General features: G+C 59.5%; 23 protein-coding genes. 14 read left to right on the top strand and 9 right to left on the bottom strand.

The genetic code is table 11. The features are described from left to right. Positions 1–19 precede the first annotated feature (19 nt). Positions 20–556, top strand: coding sequence for a cysteine hydrolase family protein (locus C2E25_RS02740; protein WP_103114267.1), 537 nt, complete (start codon positions 20–22; stop codon positions 554–556). Between the two features lie 321 nt (positions 557–877). Here the strand turns inward: C2E25_RS02740 and ubiE are convergent, their stop codons facing one another. Next, positions 878–1,585 carry a bifunctional demethylmenaquinone methyltransferase/2-methoxy-6-polyprenyl-1,4-benzoquinol methylase UbiE gene (gene ubiE, locus C2E25_RS02735; protein WP_103114266.1) on the bottom strand — a complete coding sequence of 236 codons (708 nt, stop codon included), beginning with the start codon at positions 1,583–1,585 and terminating at the stop codon, positions 878–880. Between the two features lie 288 nt (positions 1,586–1,873). Between ubiE and C2E25_RS02730 the strand changes: the two genes are divergently transcribed. From C2E25_RS02730 to C2E25_RS02680, 10 genes are all read left to right on the top strand, one after another. Further along, a complete protein-coding gene (locus C2E25_RS02730; RefSeq protein ID WP_233189313.1) occupies positions 1,874–2,296 on the top strand; it encodes a (deoxy)nucleoside triphosphate pyrophosphohydrolase in 423 nt (140 codons plus the stop codon). A 281-nt stretch (positions 2,297–2,577) separates the two neighbouring features. After that, positions 2,578–3,309 (top strand): IclR family transcriptional regulator, encoded by a 732-nt coding sequence (locus tag C2E25_RS02720; protein WP_103114264.1) that lies wholly within the window; start codon positions 2,578–2,580, stop codon positions 3,307–3,309. Positions 3,310–3,949: 640 nt separating this feature from the next. Further along, the gene (locus C2E25_RS02715) at positions 3,950–4,816 is read left to right on the top strand and encodes an IclR family transcriptional regulator (protein ID WP_103114263.1); all 867 of its coding nucleotides are present in this window, start codon (positions 3,950–3,952) and stop codon (positions 4,814–4,816) included. A gap of 155 nt (positions 4,817–4,971) precedes the next feature. Beyond that, the gene (locus C2E25_RS02710) at positions 4,972–5,226 is read left to right on the top strand and encodes a DUF4212 domain-containing protein (protein WP_103114262.1); all 255 of its coding nucleotides are present in this window, start codon (positions 4,972–4,974) and stop codon (positions 5,224–5,226) included. A 14-nt stretch (positions 5,227–5,240) separates the two neighbouring features. Then, a complete protein-coding gene (locus C2E25_RS02705; protein ID WP_103114261.1) occupies positions 5,241–7,037 on the top strand; it encodes a sodium:solute symporter family protein in 1,797 nt (598 codons plus the stop codon). Between the two features lie 127 nt (positions 7,038–7,164). After that, positions 7,165–7,533: a hypothetical protein gene (locus tag C2E25_RS02700; RefSeq protein WP_103114260.1), complete on the top strand. Its 369-nt coding sequence runs from the start codon at positions 7,165–7,167 to the stop codon at positions 7,531–7,533. 288 nt (positions 7,534–7,821) lie between these two features. Further along, the gene (locus C2E25_RS02695; protein WP_103114259.1) at positions 7,822–9,738 is read left to right on the top strand and encodes a putative nucleotidyltransferase substrate binding domain-containing protein; all 1,917 of its coding nucleotides are present in this window, start codon (positions 7,822–7,824) and stop codon (positions 9,736–9,738) included. A gap of 261 nt (positions 9,739–9,999) precedes the next feature. Continuing rightward, complete coding sequence (locus tag C2E25_RS02690) at positions 10,000–10,749, top strand: hypothetical protein (protein ID WP_103114258.1); 750 nt, start codon at positions 10,000–10,002, stop codon at positions 10,747–10,749. Continuing rightward, on the top strand, positions 10,746–11,330 hold the full coding sequence (locus C2E25_RS02685; protein ID WP_103114257.1) for a methyl-accepting chemotaxis protein: 585 nt from the start codon (positions 10,746–10,748) through the stop codon (positions 11,328–11,330). Before C2E25_RS02690 ends, C2E25_RS02685 begins: the two co-directional genes overlap by 4 nt. A gap of 2 nt (positions 11,331–11,332) precedes the next feature. Continuing rightward, positions 11,333–11,851 (top strand): hypothetical protein, encoded by a 519-nt coding sequence (locus C2E25_RS02680; RefSeq protein WP_103114256.1) that lies wholly within the window; start codon positions 11,333–11,335, stop codon positions 11,849–11,851. Between the two features lie 187 nt (positions 11,852–12,038). Here C2E25_RS02680 and C2E25_RS02675 read toward each other — a convergent pair whose 3' ends face one another. The 8 genes from C2E25_RS02675 to C2E25_RS02645 form a co-directional block, all read right to left on the bottom strand. Then, complete coding sequence (locus tag C2E25_RS02675; RefSeq protein ID WP_103114255.1) at positions 12,039–14,375, bottom strand: O-antigen ligase family protein; 2,337 nt, start codon at positions 14,373–14,375, stop codon at positions 12,039–12,041. A 107-nt stretch (positions 14,376–14,482) separates the two neighbouring features. Beyond that, positions 14,483–15,181 carry a tyrosine-protein phosphatase gene (locus C2E25_RS02670; protein ID WP_146032884.1) on the bottom strand — a complete coding sequence of 233 codons (699 nt, stop codon included), beginning with the start codon at positions 15,179–15,181 and terminating at the stop codon, positions 14,483–14,485. 213 nt (positions 15,182–15,394) lie between these two features. After that, the gene (locus C2E25_RS02665) at positions 15,395–17,554 is read right to left on the bottom strand and encodes a GumC family protein (protein ID WP_103114253.1); all 2,160 of its coding nucleotides are present in this window, start codon (positions 17,552–17,554) and stop codon (positions 15,395–15,397) included. A gap of 54 nt (positions 17,555–17,608) precedes the next feature. After that, a complete protein-coding gene (locus C2E25_RS02660) occupies positions 17,609–18,043 on the bottom strand; it encodes a GxxExxY protein (RefSeq protein ID WP_103114252.1) in 435 nt (144 codons plus the stop codon). Between the two features lie 2 nt (positions 18,044–18,045). Beyond that, positions 18,046–18,843, bottom strand: coding sequence for an SLBB domain-containing protein (locus tag C2E25_RS02655; protein ID WP_103114251.1), 798 nt, complete (start codon positions 18,841–18,843; stop codon positions 18,046–18,048). Positions 18,844–18,986: 143 nt separating this feature from the next. Beyond that, positions 18,987–20,330 (bottom strand): outer membrane beta-barrel protein, encoded by a 1,344-nt coding sequence (locus C2E25_RS02650; protein ID WP_158247100.1) that lies wholly within the window; start codon positions 20,328–20,330, stop codon positions 18,987–18,989. Between the two features lie 67 nt (positions 20,331–20,397). Continuing rightward, a complete protein-coding gene (locus tag C2E25_RS17425; RefSeq protein WP_158247099.1) occupies positions 20,398–20,880 on the bottom strand; it encodes a hypothetical protein in 483 nt (160 codons plus the stop codon). Positions 20,881–21,042: 162 nt separating this feature from the next. Beyond that, positions 21,043–22,947 carry a polysaccharide biosynthesis protein gene (locus C2E25_RS02645; protein ID WP_103114249.1) on the bottom strand — a complete coding sequence of 635 codons (1,905 nt, stop codon included), beginning with the start codon at positions 22,945–22,947 and terminating at the stop codon, positions 21,043–21,045. Positions 22,948–23,163: 216 nt separating this feature from the next. Between C2E25_RS02645 and C2E25_RS02640 the strand changes: the two genes are divergently transcribed. The 3 genes from C2E25_RS02640 (at position 23,164) to C2E25_RS02630 (ending at position 24,124) form a co-directional block, all read left to right on the top strand. Further along, positions 23,164–23,328: an addiction module protein gene (locus C2E25_RS02640; protein WP_103114248.1), complete on the top strand. Its 165-nt coding sequence runs from the start codon at positions 23,164–23,166 to the stop codon at positions 23,326–23,328. 269 nt (positions 23,329–23,597) lie between these two features. Beyond that, positions 23,598–23,825, top strand: a complete 228-nt coding sequence (locus C2E25_RS02635; RefSeq protein ID WP_158247098.1) for an addiction module protein — start codon at positions 23,598–23,600, stop codon at positions 23,823–23,825. Beyond that, complete coding sequence (locus tag C2E25_RS02630) at positions 23,822–24,124, top strand: type II toxin-antitoxin system RelE/ParE family toxin (protein ID WP_103114246.1); 303 nt, start codon at positions 23,822–23,824, stop codon at positions 24,122–24,124. The genes C2E25_RS02635 and C2E25_RS02630 overlap by 4 nt, the downstream gene beginning before the upstream one ends. The last annotated feature ends 233 nt before the right edge of the window (positions 24,125–24,357 follow it).

Genomic DNA, 24,357 nt, shown 5'->3' with positions numbered 1-24,357 from the left:
TGTCCCCGGGAGGTGAACCATGCGTCAGGCTTTGCTGGTTGTCGACATGCTCAATGATTTTGTCCTCGCCGGGGCGCCGCTGGAAGTTCCCCGGGTCCGGGAGATCCTGCCGGCCCTGCGGCAGCGGGTTGCCACGGCCCGACGGGACGGCATCCCGGTAATCTACATCTGCGACGCTCATGCCGCGGATGATCGCGAGTTCTCCCGCATGGGCTGGCCGGTCCACGCGGTCAGGGGCACACCCGGCGCCGAAGTCGTGGTCGACCTGGCGCCGCAGACCGGCGAAGCGGTGGTCGCCAAGACCAGCTACTCAGGCTTCCATGCCACCGATCTGGAATCCCTGCTGCGGAAACTCGACGTGGAGGAACTGATTCTCACCGGCTGCGTGACCAACATCTGCATCCTCTACACCGCCGCCGACGCGGTGATGCGGGGATTTCACGTCCGGGTGCCGGCCGACTGCGTCGCCCCCCTCGACCCCGCTGACGGTGACTTCGCCCTCCGGCAGATGAAAAACGTCCTCGGCGTCAACGTGGAAATGAATAGCAAGGATTAAGAATAAAGAAAACGAACTGTTCCGAGGCTGATCAAAAGTCTCCAGATGCGAGGCGCCCGCAGGCCGAGGAATGAGGTGTAGCGGCAGCTACTCCGCAATGACGAGGACCAGGGCAACGACGCAGATGGGGGCTTTTCATCAGCCCTGCGAAACCTCCCAACAGCGAGACCCGGTTCACGTCATAAACAACGGCCCGAGGCTGATCAAAAGTCTCCAGATGCGAGGCGCCTGCAGGCCGAGGAATGAGGTGTAGCGGCAGCTACTCCGCAATGACGAGGACCAGGGCAACGACGCAGATGGGGGCTTTTCATCAGCCCTGCTTCACTTTTCGCCGACGTAGACCGTGGCAATCCCCCCGGTCAGATCATGGTGGCTCAGGTTGCGGAAACCGGCCTCGGCCATCATCCGGCCGAATTTCTCCCGGTCGGGAAATTCCATCACCGATTCGGGCAGGTACCGGTAGGCGCTGCGCCGGGAGAGCAGGCCGCCGAGCAGGGGCAGGATCCGGCGGAAATAGAAATGGTAGATCCCCCGGAACAGGGGATTGGTCGGGGAGGAGAATTCGAGGATGACAACCCGGCCGCCCGGTTTGAGTACCCGGCACATTTCACGCAGCCCGGCTTCGCGGTCGACCACGTTACGAATGCCGAAAGCGATGGTCACGCCGTCGAAGCTGCAGTCGGGATGCGGCAGGGACTCGCAAGGCGCGTTCACCAGGCTGATCCGCTCGCGGTAGGGGGTGGCGGCCAGTTTGTCGCGACCGACCACCAGCATTCCCTGGGTCAGGTCCGAACCGACAATCCGCACCGACGAAGAGGTCCGCGCCGCGATTTCGAGAGCGACATCCCCGGTACCGGTGGCCACGTCGAGCACCCGGCCGTCGGCCGGAATCCGCAGCCGACTGACGGCGAATGTCCGCCAGCGACGGTCCACCCCGGCTGAAAGCAGACGATTCAGAAGATCGTACCGTGGGGCGATGGCATCGAACATATCGCGGATGCCGCGCCCCTTGTCGGAAAGCTTGAACATGATTCGACCCTGCTGCGAGTTAATGCGACCGGCCACATGCCCGGCCTCAGGCGACCGTTTTTAACACAGAGGCGCGGGGGTGTCAGCAAAAAAGCCCACCGCGGTGATGCAGGATGCGAGGATAAGGGCCCAACTTCTTTTCAGCTTCCGCGCGCTGATTTACACCGATAAAGACAATAAGTGTCGGATCAGAAACCTTTTGACGCTTTGACAAGGCCGGATCCACAGGTGCCGGTCCCCGCGACGGACAAGATGAAAAACCGAAACCAAGCCACGAGGACAGCAACCATGCCCCCTTTACTGGTCACAGCGGCAATCATCGAAGAAAACGGCCTCATCCTGGTCACCCAGCGCCCGGAAGGCTCCCGACACGCCGGAAAATGGGAATTCCCGGGAGGAAAAATGGAGCCCGGTGAATCCCCGCGCCAGGCCCTGGAACGTGAACTGCGGGAGGAACTCAACCTCGAGATCAGCGCTGGAGACATCGTCGAAACCCTCTACCATCGCTACCCCTGGGGGGCGGTCCTGATCCTCGCCTATCGTTGCCGGATCAGGGGTGGAACCCTCCAGCATCTCCAGGTCGCCGATCACCGCTGGTTGCCCGCGGAACAACTTCAGGGATATGACTTCCTGGAAGCGGACCGGCCGCTGGTGGAGAAACTGCGAAGAGACCGTCCCGTCAGCAACAGCTCCCCGCAACCGACTGAATGATAAAACGGCTTTTAATTTTTACCCCAAAGCGACTTCCTCTTCAGGTAATTAATGTGCTTTTTGAGGTTTTCCGTCGCGACGTCGCCCCCTCCCGTTTCAACGCGTTGAAACCAGCCACCGCGTGGGTTCATGTCTCTCTTCATTTTTCCGAAAGAAATATTCAGGCAGCTGTTGACAATAATAAAACGCTGTATTAATTTCATTCTTGCTATGTGATTGACGGGACCGCGCTTCCCCGTCCATGCTCTTGACCTGCAGCAGCCGCCAACCCGGAGGGACTTTTGCCCACACGCGACAAGGAATCTTACTCGATCCATTCGGTGGACAACGCGCTGGCCGTTCTGGAAGCACTATGCGATGAACCCGGTGACGTACAGATATCCAGGCTGAGCGAAAAGCTCGGCATGAACAAGACCAGTGTCTTCAGACTGCTGGCAACCTTTGAAAATCGCGGCTACGTCGAACGAGAAGAACAGACCGGACGTTACCGCCTCGGGCTGTCGGCCTATGAAGTCGGTCAGAAACTGATTTCACGCATGACCATGTTGCGCCAGGCGCGACCGGTTATGGAACGACTGGCGAGAGAATGCGACGAAGCCGTCTACCTGGCCCTGCGTCGCGATGATGAACTGCTGTTCCTGGACATGGTCGACACACCACAGCAGGTCAAGATCATCTCGCTGGTCGGCAAACGATATCCACTGTCCGGGATCGCCGCCGGCAGCGTCATCCTTGCCCATTCCCCCACCGAGCAGCCCCTCAGTCGGGAACTGGCCGAAATCCATCGCCGCGGCTGGGCGTCCGGCCACGATGTGCTGGGCGAGGGCATCGCCTGTCTGTCAGTCCCCCTCTTCAATGGCGAGGGATCGGTCCCGGCCAGTCTTTCCTTCCTCGGCCCCGATTTCCGCCTGGAAGAGCAACGACTGCGCGACGACTTTCTCCCCCCCCTGCGGGAAGCCGGACAGACCATTTCATCGAAACTCGGCTTTCTCGGCAACTACCTGAATTCCTGACCTTCGGAGTACCCACGCGCCCGCCGCGGGACGATGGCCGTTTCTTTGTTTTATTGAGCCTGAAAAGCTCGCAAGTACCTGCCGCGACCCGACAAAGAGGAGAAGAAAGTGACCGAAAAGGAGATGATCCTCATCCGCAACGCCTGACGAACCGGAACTGCCGACGGCATACCAAACAGATGTTCAATCCGGCACTTAAATCTGAGACACCCCACCTTCCCCATCCTTTCCGGAGCACCCAGCGACAAGTGGAAAAACGAAAAAACATTTATCATTGGTTCACCAGTTGAAACAGCGTCACAGAATTGTAAACTTGTTCCTGAAAAACAAAACAAGCCTTCCTTGATTTGATCAATACATATTTTTGCCCGTTGCGGACCATCCGTGAGCCATGGCAGTGAACCCGTTTTCAAAGCGATTTGTCAAAAGAAATACCATGCGAGGTAAAAGCGTTTTTATCCGCCCTGAAAAAAAGACCCTGACCGGGCCTAAATGGGCAAAATTGAAAACAAATTACGACAATTTTCATAACAATATTTAAACCATAACACATCGAAATTAAAGATTTCTCCGGCAGTCTTCAACCTGGCTGAAAAAAGAAGTTGACAAAAATAAAACGGCGTATTAGGTTTTTCGGCAATTGTTTCATCGATTCGACGATCGAGAAGGTTCAATCGGCCGACCGGCCCAACGAAAGGATGTTCAATTGGCCGCGAGAGGGCGCGATTCGTACTCAATCCAGTCCGTAGAGAATGCGTTGGATGTTCTTGAGGCTCTTTGCGACGAGGAAGAGGCGGTACGGATTTCGCGACTCAGCCAACGTCTGGGCATGAACAAAACCAGCGTCTTTCGTCTCATGGCGACCTTCGAGAATCGCGGCTACGTCGAACGGGAAGACAATACCAGCAAGTACCGCCTGGGCCTGTCGGCATTTGAAGTCGCGCAGAAATTCCTGGCCCGCATGGGCTTGTTGCGCAAAGCCAAGCCGGAAATGGAAAAGCTGGTCCGCGACTGCAACGAGACTGTCTACCTGACGGTCAGACGAGGAACGGACGTTCTGTTCTTTGACATGGTTGACACCACCCACCAGGTGAAAATCGTATCCCTGATGGGCCGCCGTTATCCACTTACGGCAACCGCCGCCGGACAGATACACCTGGCCTTCGACGACGGCACTGCAAAAGCCACGAACCGCTGCACCCTGACAGAGGATCTTGCCAGAGTACAGATCCAGGGCTGGAGCCGTGACCACGGTGTTCTCGGCGACGGGGTCGCGTCACTGGCGGTGCCGTTGTTCGGCAGCGGCGGAAAGCTCTGCGGCGGGCTCTGCATGATTGTTCCGGAGTTCCGCGTCCCGCAGGATCAGCTCTCGGCGGCGCTGCTGCCGGAACTGATCGAAACCGGGGTTGTCATTTCCAACAAGCTCGGGCACGTCGGTCATTATCTCAACGGCCCGAAAAGCAGGCAGCATCCCCCTGCCAAAAGCAGGGGAAAACATCATATCTAGGGGATAGCCCCTGACATCAGGGTTGTATTCACGCTGAAAGGAGGTTGCGAAACGAGCTGTTCGGTCAACGGGATTGTTCGAGATCACCGAACCACCCATTTCGCGTCAACGTTTCATCACACAAACGTATTACAAGAGGAGAGAGGAGGCATTCTATGCAACACGATCATGAAGGTTATTGGAAAGCGACCCTGGGCCTGATCAGGAACGTCCTGATCGTCTGGTTCATCGTTTCCTACGGCTTGGGGATTCTGCTGGCCCCGGCACTGAACAGCATTCACCTCGGCGGATATCCGCTCGGCTTCTGGTTTGCCCAGCAGGGCTCTATGTATGCTTTTGTCGCGCTCATCTTCATCTACGCCAAATTGATGGGGAACATCGACAGAAAATTTGACGTTCACGAAGATTAAGGAGGATATCTGACATGGGTCTTCAAGGATTAACTTATCTGGTTGTCGGTCTGACCTTCGCGCTTTATATCGGCATCGCCATCTGGGCCCGCGCGGGCAGCACCAAGGAATTCTACGCAGCCGGCGGCGCGGTCCATCCGGTTCTCAACGGTATGGCGACCGGCGCTGACTGGATGTCGGCTGCTTCCTTCATCTCGATGGCCGGCCTGATCGCCGCCTTCGGTTACGGCGGTGCACTGTTCCTGATGGGCTGGACCGGCGGCTACGTTCTGCTCGCCATGCTGCTCGCCCCCTACCTGCGCAAGTTCGGCAAGTTTACCGTTCCGCAGTTCTTCGGCACACGCTACTACTCCAAGGGCGCCAGCACGGTCGCGGTACTCTGCCTGCTGATGGCATCCCTGACTTACATCATCGGCCAGATGACCGGCGTCGGCGTTGCCTTCTCGCGTTTCCTCGGGGTTTCCAACTCCACCGGAATCTTCGTCGGGATGGCGATCGTCTTCTGCTACGCCGTTTTCGGCGGCATGAAAGGCATCACCTACACCCAGGTCGCCCAGTACTGTGTGCTGATCCTGGCCTACACCGTGCCGGCGGTCTTCATCTCCCTGCACCTGACCGGCAACCCGGTGCCGCAGCTCGGCCTCGGCTCCGACATGGCCGGTTCCAGCATCTCGCTGCTGGCCAAACTTGACCAGATCTCGGTCGATCTCGGCTTCGCCCAGTACACCACCCACATGCGCGGCAACATGCTGAACACCTTCGTCTACACCGTATCGCTGATGATCGGCACCGCCGGTCTGCCGCACGTCATCATGCGTTTCTTCACCGTCCCCACGGTTAAGGACGCCCGTGCTTCAGCCGGTTGGGCCCTGGTCTTCATCGCCATCCTCTACACCACCGCTCCCGCGGTTGCCGCGATGGCCAAGATCAACCTGCTGACCACCATCAACCCGAAAATCATGACCGACAACAACATCACCGCTCCGGATGCCCAGATCAAGTACGCTGAGCGTCCCGACTGGATGAAGCGTTGGGAAAAAACCGGTCTACTCAAGTTCACCGACAAGAACGGCGACGGCCGTATCCAGTTCTACAATGACAAGTCCAAGGATCCCAAGTTCGCCGCCGCCGGCTGGAAAGGCAACGAGCTGAAGGTCAACAAGGACATCATGGTTCTCGCCAACCCCGAGATCGCCCTGCTGCCCAACTGGGTCATCGCTCTGGTCGCGGCGGGTGGTCTTGCCGCCGCACTGTCGACCGCTGCCGGCCTGCTGCTCGCCATCTCTTCGGCGATCTCGCATGACCTGCTGAAAGAAAAGTTCATGCCGGAGCTCTCCGAGAAGGGTGAGCTGATGGCCGGTAAGATCGCCATGGCCTGCTCGATCCTGGTCGCCGGCTACCTCGGCCTGAATCCCCCGGACTTCGCAGCCGGCACCGTGGCCATCGCCTTCGGCCTGGCCGCCAGCTCGATCTTCCCGGCGCTGATGATGGGCATCTTCTCCAAGACCATGAACAAGCAGGGCGCCATCGCCGGCATGCTCGCCGGTATCGGCATCACCATGCTCTACGTCTTCGCCCACAAGGGGATCTTCTTCATCAAGGGAACCTCCTTCCTCGGCCTCTTCGGCGGTAAGCCCAGCTTCTTCCTCGGCATTGAGCCGAACGCCTTCGGCGCCATCGGTGCCGTGGTCAACTTCGTGGTCGCCTTCGCGGTCAAGAACATGACCCCGCCGGTTCCCGATGACATCGCCCAGATGGTCGAGAATGTCCGGATTCCGAAGGGCTCCGGCGAAGTGACCGGCGCTCACTGATCCACGGTAAATCCCGTTGTACTTTCGTTGAAATCTGTTCTATCATTCAGCCCCGCCAGTTGCTGCTGGCGGGGTTTTTTTCTCAGCTTCACCCGGCCCGTAATGCCGGCTCATTCAGGAGTAAAAGATGGTTTTTGATATCAGCGTCGCCATTACCTGGATTCTCTTTCTCGCCCTCTTCCCCATGGCTTTCATCTGGCTGCGGCGTGCCTACCGCATTTTCAGGAAACACGACTACAGCGAAGTCGCCCTGAAGCGGGGGGAGGCGCCGAAGGATCCGGAGAAGTGGGCCCCCTTCACCGGCACCGTCAACCTGATTGCCGGCGCCGTCGCCCTGTTCACCATTATCGGCGTCCTGTCGGCCCTGCTCCCCTACAAAACATGGAGCGCCATGGCCGGCATCACCCTCTGGGGCAAGGTGTTTCTCGATTTCATCATCAGTCGACAGGCCAACCCTTACCAGTTCAAGTTCGGCAAGAAGAATAAAAAAACCTGAGATGCACGATGGAAAAGGTGAGACGCGGGAAGTCGCGTCTGCCTTTCTTTCCATCTCCTGTCCCATCCAACGGGGACAGGCCCCTCAGTTCTCAGTTCTCACCTCCCTACCAACGGGGGCAGGCACCTGCGGAGCCCGTCCCCTCATCTGCCATCTTCTTGCCTGCAACCCACTCCGGGTGTGCTATATTTTCACACAGCCACGCTAATGAAATGACGCTCCGAAACCGATAAGATCTTGAGCCGTTTTCTTTTTTCCATTCGCTTCTTTCCGACAGGGTGACATGCCATGGGTCTGATCAGAAAACTGCGGGACACCGAGCCGTTCAACCACTTGCCCGAAGAAGTGTTTGAAGAATTCAGCAAGGCCGCGGTGATCAGGAAATACCCGCCGCAGACCCACATCTTCAACCAGCATGACAAACCGACCGGCTACCTCTACGTCATCAAGGAAGGCCTGGTGGAAATCGTCGCCCTCACCCCCGGCGGCGACGAGATGGTGGTCGACTACCGCAAGGAAGGCTCCTTCTTCGGCGGCACCCCGGTGTTCACCAACCAGGCCTATACCGCCGGCGCCCGCACCGTCAAACCGACCGAATGCTACCTGATCCCCGACCATCTGCTGGCCGAGGCCGGCAAGCGGCACCCCGAAATCACCGAGTATTTCACCAGGGCGATCTTTTCCCGGGTGCGCAGCCTCTACGCCGACATGGTCAGCGAAAACAGCCGCAACACCCTGGCGCAAATGGAGGCCTATCCGTTCAAGAAGCGGCTCTCCGAGATCATGACCTCATCAGTCAAGACCTGTCCGCCCGAGACTCCGGTCAACGACATTGCCCGCACCATGACCCGGCACAACATCGGCGCGATGCTGGTCTGCCCGGGAAAAACCAGGCACCCCCGGGGCATCATCACCGAGCACGACCTGGTCGCCAAGGTCCTGGCGAGGGATGATATCGACCCGCGGCAGGCCATAGCCGCCGACATCATGACCGCCAACCCGCATACCATGACCCCGGAAACCTACATGTATGAAGCGACCACCTTCATGATGGGGCACCGGATCAAGCACATGCCGATCGTCGATCGAGGGGAGCTGGTCGGCATCGTCTCCCTGCGCGACCTGATGAAGTACCGCAGCCAGAAATCGATGCTGCTGGTCGGCAGCGTCAAGGAGGCGCGGACCATCGAGGACCTGGTCGCCGCCCATGCTGAAGTGGTCAAGGTCGCCAAGGCGCTGATGGGGGAAACCCGTTCACCCTTCGAAACCATGGAGATCCTCTCCTATATCCATCACTGCATCCTGCGCCGCGGCTACGAGATCGTCCTTGAGCAGGTCCAGCAGGAGGGTCTGACGTTGCCCGACATCCGTTTCTGCTTCATTATCATGGGCAGCGGCGGCCGCAAGGAGATGCTGCTCGGCCCGGATCAGGACAACGGCTTCATCTACGAGGATTTCCCCGACGAACGCACCGAAGAGATAGACGCCTTTTTCATTCCCTTCGCCGAACGCCTGGTTGAAACCTTCGCCCGCATCGGCTACCCCCTCTGTGACGGCAAGGTGATGGTCAACAATCCCCTGTGGCGCGGCCGGCTCAAGGACTGGCGGGCCCGCATCTCCGACTGGATCCGGGTACCGGAACCGCAAAAAGTGCGCTATTCCACCATCTTTTTTGACTTCATGCCGCTGGTCGGCGATCCCGCTCTCTGCCAGGATCTGCGCGAAATCGTCCACGACCTGATCCGCAAAAATGAAATTTTCCTCTGGCAGCTGATGGATCTTGACTTCAAACACAAGCCCCCTCTCGGTCTGCTCGGACGTTTCACCGTCGAACGGGACGAAAAACACAAGGGGCAGCTGTCCCTCAAGCAGGCCGGCAGTATCTTCATCGTCGACTGCATCCGCATTTTCCTGCTTGAACACCACCTCGACGCGACCACCACCATCGACCGCCTTGAAGAACTGGTACGCCTCAAGGTTTTCAACCCGGAAACCGCCGAACACATCAAGGCAGCCCTCGAAGCCTTCACCTACCTGCGCCTGCGGCACGAAATCGAACTGATCGACAAGGGCGAAAGACCGACCCATTACCTCGATCCCTATGCCCTGAGCAAAAACGAACAGGACCTGCTCAAGGAAGCCTTCCGCGCCGCCGCCAAGCTGCAGGATTCTACCAAGAGACACTTTTCCAGGTTGGTGGGATAAGGGAGGTTCGAGGGGGGAGGCCCTTCAGGCACGAAGCGACTGTATTCAATCTCCCGTTCCGTCCCTGTCGGGCGTTGAAAAAACCGCGTTCCCCAGGCTGAGCAAAAATGTCCAGATGCAAGGCGTCCGCACACCCGCGGAATAAGGCGTACCGGAAGGTACGTCGTTGACGCGGGGGAAGGACAACGCCGCAGATGGACGTTTTTCATCAGCCGGCTAAACGTTCTTCAGTGTTGATCCGATGGATATAAGGAGGGACTCATGCGCTATATCTATTACATCATCGGGATCATCCTCGTCGCCGGGCTCGCCGTTGTGGCCACCGGCCATCTGCTTAAACCGGAAACGAAAGACGACGCGGCCCTGACCGTCAACGGTCGCACCATCAGCATCGAGGAGATCAACAACCGTCAGCAGTACGCCTCCTACCCCTATCGCAGCCTCAATGATTTCATTGACGACCTGCTCACCCGCGAACTGCTTATTCAGGAAGCCCGCCGCCGAGGCATCGACCGCGAAGAATCCTTCCGCCGGGCCATCCAGGACCAGTACGAACAGTCCCTGATCAAACTGCTGCTGGACCGGATGGCCAACCAACTTTCGCCCAGGGTCAGCGACCGGGATATCGCCGCCTACCGGGCCTGCAGCACGCGTCGCTACCGCCTGCGACAGGAGCTGTACGACAATCCGCAGGCCAAGAATCCACTGCGGCCGACCCGAACCATCGAAGATGATTTCAACGCCCTGCCGCTTGCCTGGCAACTGCAGTTGCTGCCGCTGAAAAACGGCCAGAAGACCCCCCCCTTCCCGGTCGGCAACCAGTACTGCGTGCTGCGCGTCGAGCGGATAAAAGACAGCGGGACGGCCGTTGAACTCAGTGATGACGAAATTCGCCGACTGCTCACCGACGGTCAACGGCAACTGGCCCTCGATGCCTGGATGAATGGCCTGCGCCGCACGGCGCGGATCGAAAAATCACCGTTATTGAAACAGCGGGAGGGGCAGAAATGAAACGCCACTACAAGCGTCGCAACTTCTTTATCAACAAGGAATTCCAGGGCCGCTTCATCTTCCTTTACTTCACATTCAGTTTTGTCGGCGTGATTTTCTTCGCCCTGATCTTCAGCTTTCTTTCCCAGGACCACCTCACCATCGCCTACAGCGGCCAGCAGCTGCAGTTCGGCAAGACCCCCCTGGTCCTGCTGCGCGAACTGGTCGAGGCCAACTGGATCTTCCTGATCACAGTCGGCCTATTCATCGCCCTAGTGTCGATGTTCCTCACCCACCGGGTCGCCGGCCCCCTGTTCCGCTTCGAACGGACCTTCGAGGCCATCAGCAATCGCGATCTCGACTGGCGGGTGGTGCTGCGCAGCAAGGATGAGGCCAAGCAGGCCGCCGGCAAGCTCAATGCCGCCAACGACACTCTAAATACCGATTTGCGAGCCATACTGGCCCGCAGTGAACACCTCGATTCAATATTGGAGAAACTGCAGGAGGGCGACGCGGCGGAAGCACTGCTGCTGCGCCAGGCACGGGCCGAGAATCAGGGGATTCTCGACCTGTTGAAGGGATACCGTTTTCGCTCAGGGTAACCATGCGCCTTGCCTGCCCGCTCGCCGCCGGCCTGCTTCTGCTGCTGGCGGCAGCCCCTGCGACCGCGGGGGAAATCCATTCGCGGTACGCGACACTCAGCTACGACCGCGTTGAACTGCTGCTACGGTTCAACAGCAAGGTCCGTCTTGACGGTGGTTTCTTCTCCTTCGGAAGCAGCAGCGCCCATGTCGATGACGAGGTACGTAAAAAACTGGACCAGTTCGCCGCGCGGGTGCAGGAGATCCTCGATATGCGGCCGAAGGGATTCAAGTTCAAGGTCGTGCTGCTCCCGAACCGCCGCCGGGTCGACGAGATCTACGCCGAACAGTACCGGCTGCGCAAGGGCTTCATCGCCTTTTTCTCCCCCAAAACCAACACCATCTACATCTCCGTCGATGACGTCAAATCCCGGGTCTTCGCCCACGAACTCGCCCACGCCGTCATCCACCACTACTTCAATCGCGCGCCGCCGACCAAGATCCATGAGCTGCTGGCGCAGTATGTGGAGAGCCAGTTGTAGGAGGCTGGAAGCCTTTTCCAGGGGGGACGTTGTTAAGTAATTCACTTTTGTCCCAAAAGTGAATTACTTAACAACGTCCCCTTGATTAGAGGCTGGAGGCTGACGATAAGGGATTTGCATACCCTGTCAATATCCCATAGGGGCGATCCTTGTGATCGCCCCTACGGTTTGATCTTCACCCGGCCTGTCAGCGCCCGCTGTTCAACACCTGCAACTGTTTTCTCACCCAGGAATCACGCGGATTGAGCCGCAGCGCCTGCTGAAATGCTTCACGCGCCTGAAAATCGAGTCCGCTGCGCAGGTCATAGATTCCGGCGGCGCGATAGAGCGACGCATCACCGTCGCGTTTCTCCAGCCCCTCGGTGATCACCTGCAAGGCCAGGGCCCACTCTTTCCTGCGGGCGTAGTAACGGGCCACCCGATGGTAGGCGACGGCGCCGGATTTCTCACTTCCGGCCAGCGCCAGGGCATGCCGGTAGGCCTGTTCAGCCGCCGCCGTCATGCCTCGTTCAACAAGATAGTCGCCATAATCGATCCAGGGACCGGAAAGAGCGGGCAGAACGTCGCGCAGGTCCCGGTCACTGAGCCCCGCCAGAATCAGCATGGTCAGGTATTGACGGGTTCTTCGCGGCTCCAACACCAGAGCCCGCCGCAGGCTGACGACCCCCTGTTCGCGCTGCTGTTGGCGCAACTGCCAATTGCCCAGCACCCGCCACCGCTCGGCCGCCCGCCGATCAAGGTCAACCGACTGCAGCAACAGACGCTCCGCCTCGGTATCCCGCCCCAGTTCGGCCAGCAGCAGTCCGGTCTGCTGCAGCAGTTCGCCATCAAGCGGCCGGCAGCGCAGGGCTGCGGTATAGGCAGCCAGCGCCCCGGGACGGTCATCCTCCACCCGCAGCAGGTTGCCGACCGCGAAATGATAATCAGCCTGCAACGGATCCCGTGACGCGGCAAGCCGACTGGCGGCCAGCAAAACCGGCAGCTGCCGTTCACCAACGGTCCGCAGGCTGACCCCTTCAACCGGAGCGAAGGCCAGCAGCCCACCGCAGACGCCTCCCTGCAGCAACAGGAAGCCGAGCAGCAGCAGGACCGCCGACGGGACGGCAACCCGTCCGGCCGCTCCCCCGGCCGGCGGCAGATCACTGGTGACCCGCCCCGCTCGTGAACGGGTCGCCGCCGCCGCGATCAGCAGCCCCCAGAGCAGGGCGAACCAGAGCAGGTTGGCGCCGATACGCAGATTGAAATCGGTCAGACTGTGCAGGGCGATGCTGCCGAGCCCGGCCAGGCAACCGATCCCGAGGTCGTTCGACATCAGGGTCCGGCGGCGGGCCAGTTGCCGCCAGGCGGTGAGCAGGATGGTCAGCAGCGCCGCCGTCAGCAGCAAACTGCCGACCAGTCCGGTATCGGTCGCCCATTCGACATAGTCGTTATGGGCATGGTCAACAACGCGGCCGGCGGTCGGAACCGTCTGATACCCCCGGTAGGCATCGACAAAGGTCCCGATCCCGGTCCCGGCCAGGGGATAGTCAGTCAGCATCTGGCCGCTGTCGCGCCAATAATCCGGCCGCTGCTCCTGCAGGCTGCCGTCGGCAGCCCGCAGGCGGGCGAAATCGGCAAAGATCGGCTCCCAGCCGAAGATACCGACGCCGCCGAGCAGCAGGGCGAAAAAGACCGCCAGCAGAACCCCCCGGCGGCGGTCGAAACCGCGCAGCGCCAGCAGCAGACCGAACAGCAGCAGCGCCCCGCAACAGCTCAGGATGCCGCCGCGAGACCCGGAGATGAAAATCGAGACCGCGACCAGCAGCGCTCCCATGCCGAACAGCAGGTGCGGGCTGGCCTGCGGATCGCTGAAAAAATCAACCAGCTGTGCGCGCCAGTTGCTGTAACTCGTATGGGGCTTGTGAACCAGAAACCAGGCAACGCAGAGCGGCAGCAGCATCCCCATCAGCCCGGCGTAATGATTGCCGTTGACATAGGTGCCGAACTGCTGCGCGGCCCCCGGCGGCCAGAGATGGAGAACCCAGAGGATGCGTCCATTGGGAAAGAGACTGTAAAAAATCGCCAGCAGGGCGTAGAGCCCGGCGAAGCAGACCACCACCGTCAACGTCCGGCGCAGCGCCGCCCGGCTGTCAATCAGCTGCACCGCCAGAAAGTAGACGGCCATCCCGGAAAAGAGCTGGAAGATTTCAAGCAGGCTGGCGCGCGGGTTGATGGACAACGGCAGCCAGCTGCCGGGGGCCGACAGCCAGACCCCTTCGCTGTAGTGCCACCAGGTGACCGGGGAAAGGATTTTCAGCATGCCCGGCGACAGCGGCAGGCACTGCAGCAACAGAAAAATCCCCAGTGCCAGCAGCAGCCGCGTCCCCGGCACCCGGTAAGCACGCCGGCGGCCGCGCGCGACCGCCAGCGCCCAGACCAGCAGCAGCCCGAAGACCGCCCCCTGGACCCAAAGCTGCGCCCAGGAGCCGGTGGTGCCATAGGCCAGCGGCGCGATGATCAGGATTGTCAGTAACGTATTGAGCATGTGAACCCTTAGCCGCCAGCCTCATACCACGGGGACAGTCCCCTTAAAAGAGGGGGACTGTCCCCATGCCTTTCGATCCTCGAACCTCGCCCCTCGAACCTCGCCCCTCACAACCCCTCCCCCGCCAGGATCTTCGCCGGGTTGTCAACCACCAGTTTCAAGGCGGCAGCCTTGCCGATCACCCGCCCCGCCGCCTTGAGCCCCTTTGAAAGAACCGGCGGCCGCCAGTCGGCACTGTGGCCATCGCTGGCCAGCAGGTGAACCCAGCCGTTTCGCAGCAGGTGGCGACCGCAGGCGCGGGACTCGGGGCCGAAACCGCCGGTCAGGCTCTCGGCGGTGATCTGCACCAGCGCCCCGGCAGCGACCAGTTCGCCGATCAGGTCGGGCGACCGCAGCACCGAGGGGTTGCGTTCCGGGTGAGTGATGATCGGCACCCGGCCGCAGTTGAGAAGCTCGAAGACCAGTTCACCGGCATCGGCCGGCAGGTGAGTGTGGGGAAATTCGATCAGCTGGTAGGGACCGTCGTGCAACGGGTGGGCGGCCAGGGCCGCGACACCGACGCTGGTCGCGGCGTCAGCGCCGACATAGAGCCGCAGATCGATCCCGGCGCGGTCGATTTCATCCTGAAAAACGGCGACCCGCTCGACGATCTGCTGTCGCTCGAGACCGCTGTACGGCACGTGGGGCGTGGCCGCCAGCCTGTGTATCCCGTCCGCCGCCGCCACCCGCGCCATCGCCAGCGCCCCCTCCAGGTCGGAAGGGCCGTCATCAACGCCGGGGAGTATGTGGCAGTGCAAATCAATCATGGACGCTGGGTGTTGGGTACTGGGCGCTGGGGGACAGTCCCCCTCTTTTAAGGGGACTGTCCCCGTTGTCGGTTCCATATCACCAATGCCGTTCCGAGGCTGATCAAAAGTCTCCAGATGCTAGGCGCCCGAGCCCCTGCGGAATAAGGCGTACCGGAAAGTACGTCGTTGACGCAGGGGGGGGAGGACAACGACGCAGATGGGGGCTTTTCATCAGCCCTCTTGAGCTTCGGGCTCCTCGCCATAATACGACTGGTAATAGTACTGGTAGTAATAATCGCTCTTCTTCAGTTCCAGAGCGTTGATCACCATGCCGAGAATCGGGGCGTTGATGTCCGCGAGCGACTTGACCGCCTTGCCGGCCATCTCGAAAGTAGTCTGTCGGGCGCGGACCACCAGCATGGTGCCGTCGAACAGGCGGCTGACGATGCGGGCGTCGGCCACGGTCAGCAACGGCGGCGAATCGCAGAGGATGACGTCGAAATCCTTTTCCAGACCATCCAGCAGCCTGGCCATCCTGTTTGATGAGAGCAGCTCCGCCGGGTTCGGCGGAATCGGTCCCGAGGTGATCAGCGCCAGGTTTTCCACCGGCCCCTTCTGCAGCAGGGTTTCGCCGCTGCCGCCGGCCAGGTAGTTGGAGAGGCCGAACTTGTTGCTCTTGCCGAACACCTTGTGCAGCCGCGGCCGGCGCATGTCGCCGTCGAGCAGCACCACCTTCTTGCCGGCCTGGGCGAGGGCAATCGCCAGGTTGGCCGCGGTGGTGGTCTTGCCGGCCGCCGCTCCCGGACTGGTGATAAGGATTTTTCCCGGCGCCCCTTCCGCCGATGACAGCAGCACCGCGGTGCGCAGCGCGCGGTAATTCTCGGCGTAGGTCGAGCGCGGCTGTTCCAGCAGCACCTTCTCCAGGTTCCGGCCCTTATCCTTCCACAATGAGACCAGGCCGAGTACCGACAGGCCGAGGGCCTTCTCGGTCTCTTCCGGGTACTTGACGGTGTTGTCGAGATATTCGACGAAGAACGCCAGGCCGATACCGGCCATCAGGCCGACGATGATGCCGAGCAGCAGGTTCTTCGGCTTGTTGGGAGCCACCGGATAGTTCGGTGTCGAGGCCTTTTCGACGATCCACAGGTTGACCGGCTGGGTCTCCTTGGTGATGCTCTGTTCCTTGATCTTCAGCATCAGCGCGTCGTAAAGCTGACGGTTGGTCTCGACCTCCCGCTTGAGGGCGCCGTACTGGATGAATTTCTGGTTCAGGTTCTGCGCTTCGGCCTTGGTCCGCTGCATCTGCGCGCGCAGGTTCTCCTCGTTGGAAACCGCCAGTTCGTATTCATTCTTGATCGAAGCGATGATCCGGGTAATCTCCTGGTCACGTTTCTTCTTCAGAATGGACAGGTCGCCGACCGCCTTCTTCATCACCGGATGCTTGGGACCGAATTTCCCCGACAGCTCCATGATATGCTGCTCCGCCTTGAGAATCTCGGCGCGCAGGGTCTGCAGCGCCGGATCGGAGGCGATCGCCGGAATCGTGACCGCCACGGCAGTATTCCCGGCCGCCTTGCGCACCTGGGCGTAGAGGGTCTCCTGCTCCTTGCGGTGCGCCTCGGCATTGACCAGCTGAGAGCTGATCTGCGACAGCTTCTGCGGCGTCACCGCCAGCCGGTCTTCGAGAGTGACGATGTCGTTGGCGACCATGTACTGCTGCATCACCTTTTCCGCCTGCCCCAGCTTCTTCCTCTCATCGGCAGCCTTCCTGGTCATCCAGTCGAGGGTCAGGCGGGTCGAATCGAGCTTCATGTTGAGCGTCTCTTCGATATAGGCCTTGGCGGTGGCGTTGGCGATGCGGGCGGCGAACGCGGGATCGGGCGAACGATAGCTGATGGTCACCAGGCGGCTGTTCTTGAACGGCCGCACCGACAGGTCACGGCTGATCGCGTCAGCCAGGGCGATCTCTTCCTCGTGCGGATCGGCGGGAGCCTCTTTCTCCTCATCCGCGCTGCCGATCACCGTCAAAACCGTATCGATCAGCTCGGACAGCCACGACGGGCCCTTCTCGTCAGCGTCGCTCTGCAGCGCCCCCGAGCCGAGCAGATCGAGATTACGCACCACCCGCAGCGACACCGCCCGACTCTTGATCAGCTGGAACTGGGTCTCGTAGAACTCGGGATCGTAGAAACGGTAGGCGGTCTCGGAAGAGATGCCGTTCGGCTGCGCCTTTTCGATCAGGACCTTGGTCATCCCCTCGTAGAGCGGCGTGCGGGCGAAGGTGTAAAGGGCCACCACCACGAAAATCAGCAGGAAGACGGTGATCACCAGGTTGCGACGCTTGCTGATGACCCGCAGATAATCACGCAAATGGATTTCTTCAGAATTCATAAAACTTTCAACCTTTGCACACGGAAAAACCGGAAAAGGCAGGAAAAAAGCGGATTAACCGGACTGCCTGGGCTTTCGAAAAACTCTTCTATTGACGACCGGCTCGGGCCCAAAATTGAGCAGCAAGCCGACTTCAAGGTCGGTCGCCCAGAGATAATTCAACAATTGTGCTTCATGTTCCGGAGCAAGTTTCTTAGTCGCCTTAAGCTCGACGACCACCTCTTCATTGATGAGAATATCGGCGAAAAATTCGCCGACCGCCAGACCATCGTAATGGACCCGAATCGGCACCTGGCACTGGACCGAAAGGCCAGCCTTGGTCAACTCGTAAGCCAGGGCTCTTTCATAGACCTTTTCCAGAAAGCCGAACCCCAGGCGGTTGTAGACCGTGTAGAAGCAACAGATAATGCGACGGGTAATTTCATCCCCAGGCGGGGACTCGCCTGCAAATCCGGCTCTTTCAGTTTTTTCCGCTTTTTCTGCGGCCATTCCTAGAAAAAACTCTCCGGGACCACCACCACGTCATCCGGCTTGACCACCATGTTCATCGGCACCTTTTCAAAAATCTGTTCTTTGCCGTCGACCTTGCGGATCACCTTGACCCGGCCCTTGGAGGCGAGATTGGTGAAACCGCCGGCCTTGGTGACCGCCATGATGACGGTGGTGTTGTCATCGATCTTGTAGGAATCGGGGTTGTCGACCTCACCGGTGACATAGACCATTCCGGCCTTGGGCACGAAGACGTTGTCGCCGGTCACCAGGGGGATATCGAGGGAGCTGTCCCCCTCTTCGAGCAGGCGCTTGAGATCGATGCGGATGATCTGTTCCCGGCCGTCGACCTTGCGATGCACCGTCGCCCGGTCACCGGCATCCCGCGACAGTCCGCCGGCCTTGGAAATCAGCTCCAGCAGGGTGGTCGGACCGGACATTTCGTACAGTCCCGGTTTGCCGACCTGGCCCATGATCACCACCTTGCGGCTGCGGAACTCCTGGACGAAGACCGACACCTGCGGGTTGACGATGTAGCCGTCGGCCAGGGCCGCGGAGAGCTTCTCCGAAACCTCGCTGACCGACAGCCCGTCGATGGAAAGTTCACCGATCAGCGGAAAGATAATGCTCCCGCCGCCGGCGATACGCACTGTCGTCGTCAGGTCGGGGTGGTCATAGACCGTCACCTTCAGAACATCCCCCTCCCCCACGTGGTAATCCGCTTCACCCGCCGCTACGGCGGGAATAAAGCAGATCCCCAGCAGTACAACCGCCAGGGCGCTCAACAATGCGTGTTTCATTTTCATTCCTTGCTGTTCAGGCTGAAAAACATGGCACACGGAAAGAACGGAAAAACCAGGAAAATGCAGATTTGAAACAGCGTCAAAAGGGTTATCCTGCCTTTCCCTGAAGGTTCCGCCTTTTCCGCGGCCATTGTTGTTTCCTACATCGTCACCGTCAGGTTGGCGTAGAAGGTGCTGTTCTCGTAATCGAAACGATCGAAATTCGAATCGCGGTTGCCGTAATTGTAGCCGAGGCTCAGGTTCATCCAGCGCAGGGCCGACCAGCCGATGCCGGCGCCGATGCTGAAATAGTCATCGTCACGGTAATCGGTCTTGCCGCCGAAGGTGAGCAGATCCTGGTACTCGTCGCGGTTGTAGGAAAAATCAACCTTGAGGCTGGTCTTGGCGGTCAGCTGCTGGGTGTAGACCGCCGCCCCGAGGTAGGTGAGGCGGTTGCTGATGCCGGCGATATCCGACTCATTGGTCTGCCGGGTACCGCTCAGGCTGAGCTTCGACTTGGGGGTGAACTGGTGAGTCAGCTGCACTTCGGCAATGAAATTATCCTCGTCGCTGACCCCGCTCTGCTTGAAATCCTTCTGTTCGTAACCGCCCTTGATCATGCCCTGGGTCTTGCCGGTCACGTCCCAGTGGAGACCGAGAAAATAACGGTTCTCTTCGCTGTCATCCTGAACCCCCCGGTCATAATCGACATCAACATACTCGTACTGGACGAAGACCCGGGTCTTCGGCAGCACCCGGTAACTGACCGCGGCACCGGCCTTGAAGTCATCACGATCACGAAAGGCGTTGCGGTCGGCGTCATAATCGAGGCTGTAGTAGCCGAGATTGGCGCGCAGGGTCAGTCTCGGGCCGACTTCGTAGCTGGCGATGCCGTCAAACAGGTAGGATGTGTACTTGTCGACCAGCCGGGAATTGCTGGCGCCGGTCGAGTAGGGATCCTGGGTATTCTCGTAGACCGCCGCCAGGTTCAGGCCGAGGCCACCGCGCAGGTTGACATCGATCATCCCCTCCCCGCGCTGGGTGGTGTTCTCCTGGTCGGTGAAATTCTTGTTCTTGTAGAAGTCGGCGCTGTAACCGGCGTACCCCTGCAGGCGGTGGCCGCTGTTCTGCCGGAAACGGGTCAGCGGCATGCCGCCGGCCGCGGTATTGAGAGTCGCCAGCTTCTCCGGACGGGTCTTCAGCCCGGGGAAGGCGAGCCAGAGACCGGGGGTGACAACGGTGGTGAATTCCTCTTCCTTGTTTCCCGGGGTATTGAAGAAGTTGTCGGTATAAACCTCACCGACCGCCAGGTAGGGATGCAGGTAGCCGGTCTCGGCACCAAAGACCTCTCCGGCGGTCTGGACCTGTCCGGCGATCGGCGGCGACGGCAGATAGCCCGACGGCGCTTCCATCGTCTCCGGAGTCGCCGGCGCCGCATCGGCCGCCCATCCGGTCAGCGGACACACCAGCAACATCAGCCCGACAAGGGCGGATAAATGTTTCATCGGATTCCTCCTGAATAGAAAAAATTGAATGGTTCTGGTTAAAGGCCAGCGGCCAAAGGTCCTGCCTTTACTGCACCTTCGACGGGCTGACCGACGTACTGATACGGCCGCCGCCACCGACCGTCGTCGGGTTCGCGACCACCGCGCCGGTGGCGCCGGCGGGGGTGTAACCGAGGCCGGCCAGTTCGTCGAGGCCGACCACTTCGCCAACAATCCGCTTATCGTAGCCGGCATCGACCGCCGCCCGGACAATCACCTCGTTGGCCACCCCGGCGTCGGCCAGGGCATTGAGGACATCCTTCTGCGGATAGCCGAGTTCATTGGCGACCACCAGCACGCCGCAGAGGTTGGGTCCCAGTTCAAGCGCCTGCCTGATCATCTGCTCCAGGGATTTTCCTTCCTTCTGTCCCTGCTGAAACAGGGTGTTGACCGCGGGCCGCACATCCTTGGTGCAATCGGTTTCGGAAACCGTGGCACCTTCCTGCTTTTCAGCGGCAAATACCGGCAGGGCCAGGGCCAGCACACACATCAGAACAACCAGTTTTTTCATCTTGTCCTCCCCCCTTGTTCGGGTTTATACGGAACCGAATAGCTTTTCCATAACCTTTGATACTAGGCAGAGACAGCGGGGCAAGTCAACGACCAAAGTCCGCTGAAACGGGAGCTTCAGTGCCGGTCATCAGGCCTCCTTCTCCTCTTCCCTGCCCCCTTTTCAAACCGAAGTGAACGATTCCATCCGCTCCACCTCGCCGCTCGGAAACCGGGGAACCGGCCGGTACTCCGGAACCAGCTCCTGCAACCGGGCCAACACCTCGGCGGTCTGGTAATGACGTGACGCTTCGTACAGATCATCCAGCCGCCGGTTCAGCCCGTCCCAGTCGGTTTCCGTCGAAGCGGCCACCCGGATTTTTTCATGCCGGGTCGGCTTGATCCCCTCACCACCGATCAGCAGTTCCTCGTAAAGCTTTTCCCCCGGACGCAGCCCGGTAAACTCGATGTCGATCTCTTCATAGGGCTTGAACCCCGACAGCCGGATCATGGTTTCCGCCAGCTCGACGATCTTGACCGAGGATCCCATGTCGAGCAGAAAGATTTCACCGCCGTTGCCCATGGACCCGGCCTGCAGCACCAGCTGGGCCGCCTCCGGGATCGACATGAAAAACCGGGTCACCTCCGGATGGGTCACCGTCACCGGCCCCCCCTGGCGGATCTGCTCGCGGAAGGTCGGGATAACGCTACCGTTGCTGCCGAGCACATTGCCGAACCGCACCGTGACGAAATGGGTCATGCTGCGCCGGGCGAGATTCTGCACATAGACTTCCGCCGCCCGTTTCGACGCCCCCATGACATTGGTCGGGTTGACCGCCTTGTCCGTCGAGATCATGACGAAATTGCGCACCCCGTGGCGGTCGGCGGCATCGGCCAGAACCCGGGTACCACGCACGTTGTTGTTGGCCGCCTCGGCCGGGTTGCATTCCATCATCGGCACATGCTTATAGGCCGCCGCGTGAAACACGACCTCCGGGGCAGACTCGGCAAAGATACTGTCTACCCGAGCCATGTCCCGGATGTCGCCGACCACCGGAAGAACATTCAACTGCGGAAAAAGCGCCCGCAACTCATTTTCAATATAAAACAGGGCCGTTTCGGCATGTTCGTAAAGGATCAGGCGCGATGGCTTGAAGCGGGCCACCTGGCGGCACAGTTCGCTGCCGATACTGCCCCCGGCGCCGGTGATCAGGATCCGCTTCCCCGTCAGATAGCGACCGATCTCCTCCATTTCCAACCGGGCCGGCTCCCGGCCAAGCAGATCTTCCATGTCGACGTCCCGCAACTGCTGTACCGAAACCCGGCCGTCAATCAGACAGCCGACCCCCGGCAGGGTCTTGAACTTGACCCCCGCCGTCTGGCAGAGTGTCACCAGGTCCTGCATCGCCCGGCCCGACGCCGAAGGAATGGCGATAATCACCTCATCCACCCGGTAGGCCTTGCAGATCAACTCCAGCTCATGGGTCCCGCCGAGAACCTTGACCCCCTGGAAGGACTTCTGCTGCTTGGTCGGATCGGCGTCCAGAAAACCGACCGCCTCCATGTTCAGGTCGGGATTCTGCCGCAGCTCACGGACAATCGCCTGGCCGGCGTTGCCGGCCCCGATCACCAGGATACGGGTCCGGCTTCCGCCGGAGCGGCTGAAGAAGGGCAGATAGTCCTCCCGGTAGGCCCGGGTCAGCAGGCGGATGCCGCAGGCGAAGAGAAAGCAGAGCACCCCGTCGAGCACCAGCACCGAACGCGGTACGTTGTCGAGACGATGCACCAGGGAGACGTAGACGATGAAGAGGACCGACGCAACCAGGTTCGCCTTGAAGATCGACAACGCATCGGCCAGCGAGACATAACGCCACCACCCGGTCGAAAGACCCATCTGGCGGAAAACCAGCAGCTTGATCAGCAGCAGCGGAACGATCAGCGCGGTGATGGTACTCCAATATTCCCCGGGAATCACCAGGTCGAAGCGCAAGGCAAACGCCGACAGAAAAGCGAGACAGATCAGGGTCATCTTGATCGCCAGCACGGTCAACCGCCGGTGATTGAACAGGACCTCCGCCGTTTTCTCCATAAACTCCCCCCCCGTTGCAGCTTTTCAACCCATGCCTGAAAATAACAAACCTCCTGATACTGAATCCTCGCGCAGTATAAAGACCGCATCTCAAAAAAATCTCAAATTTTGGGGGTGTCACGAAAAAAAATGAAAAAAAAGGGAAAACACCTATGAGACCAACGGAAATCTTCAAAGAGGTCAATCAGCTGAAAACCTCGGGAAAACTGGCCATCGTTGAAACAAATCTGGGACTCCATCGCCGGAGACAACGCGACCCTGCCGTTGCCCGAATGGCAGAAAGCGGAACTCGACAAACGCCTTGCGGATTATCGGACCACCCTGGGCGACCTTCATCCGGCCACGGAGGTTCACGAACAGCTCCGCAGGGATTACAAGTAGAAGTTCTGCTACACCGACCAGGCTAGGGATGATGGTCCCGTATTCCTGCGAGATGTAAGAAGCGAGAACAAGCCTGTTTGAACCTCGCACCTCGCACCTCGGAATTCAATAACTGACAATTCAAGACCTGACCCCGGCGTCCCCATAATCTGATAATTCAAGACCTGACCATAGGTCCTGCAAAAGTTTTTTCAGGACGAACCGATCTTTACTCTCCCGGCATGGCGCCGTATACTCAGACACACGCCGAATCCAGGAGAAATCAAGCTATGCGACCAACGGAAATCATCAAAGAGGTCAAGCAATTGCAGATTGCAGAGAAACTGGCCATCGTTGAAACGATATGGGACTCCATTGCCGAGGACAACGCGACCCTGCCAATGCCGGAATGGCAGAAAGCGGAACTCGACAAACGCATTGCGACCTACCGGACCGATCCGGGAAATCTGCACCCGGCCACAGAGGTCCATGAACAACTCCGCAGAGATTACAAGTGAAGGTCTGCTACACCGATCAGGCCAGGACTGATGTTGAATCGGCCTTTGCATGGTATGAACTGCAACAGAAAGGCCTGGGTTTACAGTTTCTCTTTCACCTGGAAACCGCAATCGAGCAGATACTCGAGTTTCCCGAAACCGGGGCTCCGATCCACGGCCCCCTGCGCAGAAAACTCATCCGAAAATTCCCCTTCTCGGTGTTCTACTCCACCGAAAAAAAACTGCTCGTCATCCACGCAGTCTTCGACAATCGCAAAGACCCGAAGAAGCGACCCGATTCAGAATCAGCTGGAGATTGACCTGAAACTGAGACTGGTCTCAAACAGCAGAAAGTCAAACCTGCCCCAAGAGGTTGCTTCATGCAACAACCTGTTGCACAAATTGTTCGTCAGTACAGATCTCGGCAAGCGAAATTGTCTTTGGCTTTTGCCTGATCAGCGTTCATCCGCCCTTTCTGCGTCCCATTTAAGGTTTTGATGCGGATTCCGAGCCATGCCGACCAGTGATTCCGAGCCAAATCGTCCACCCAATC

It is taken from the genome of Geothermobacter hydrogeniphilus, from assembly GCF_002898515.1.
GTDB lineage: Bacteria > Desulfobacterota > Desulfuromonadia > Desulfuromonadales > Geothermobacteraceae > Geothermobacter_A.
This window is presented reverse-complemented; position numbering and strand designations above follow the sequence as displayed.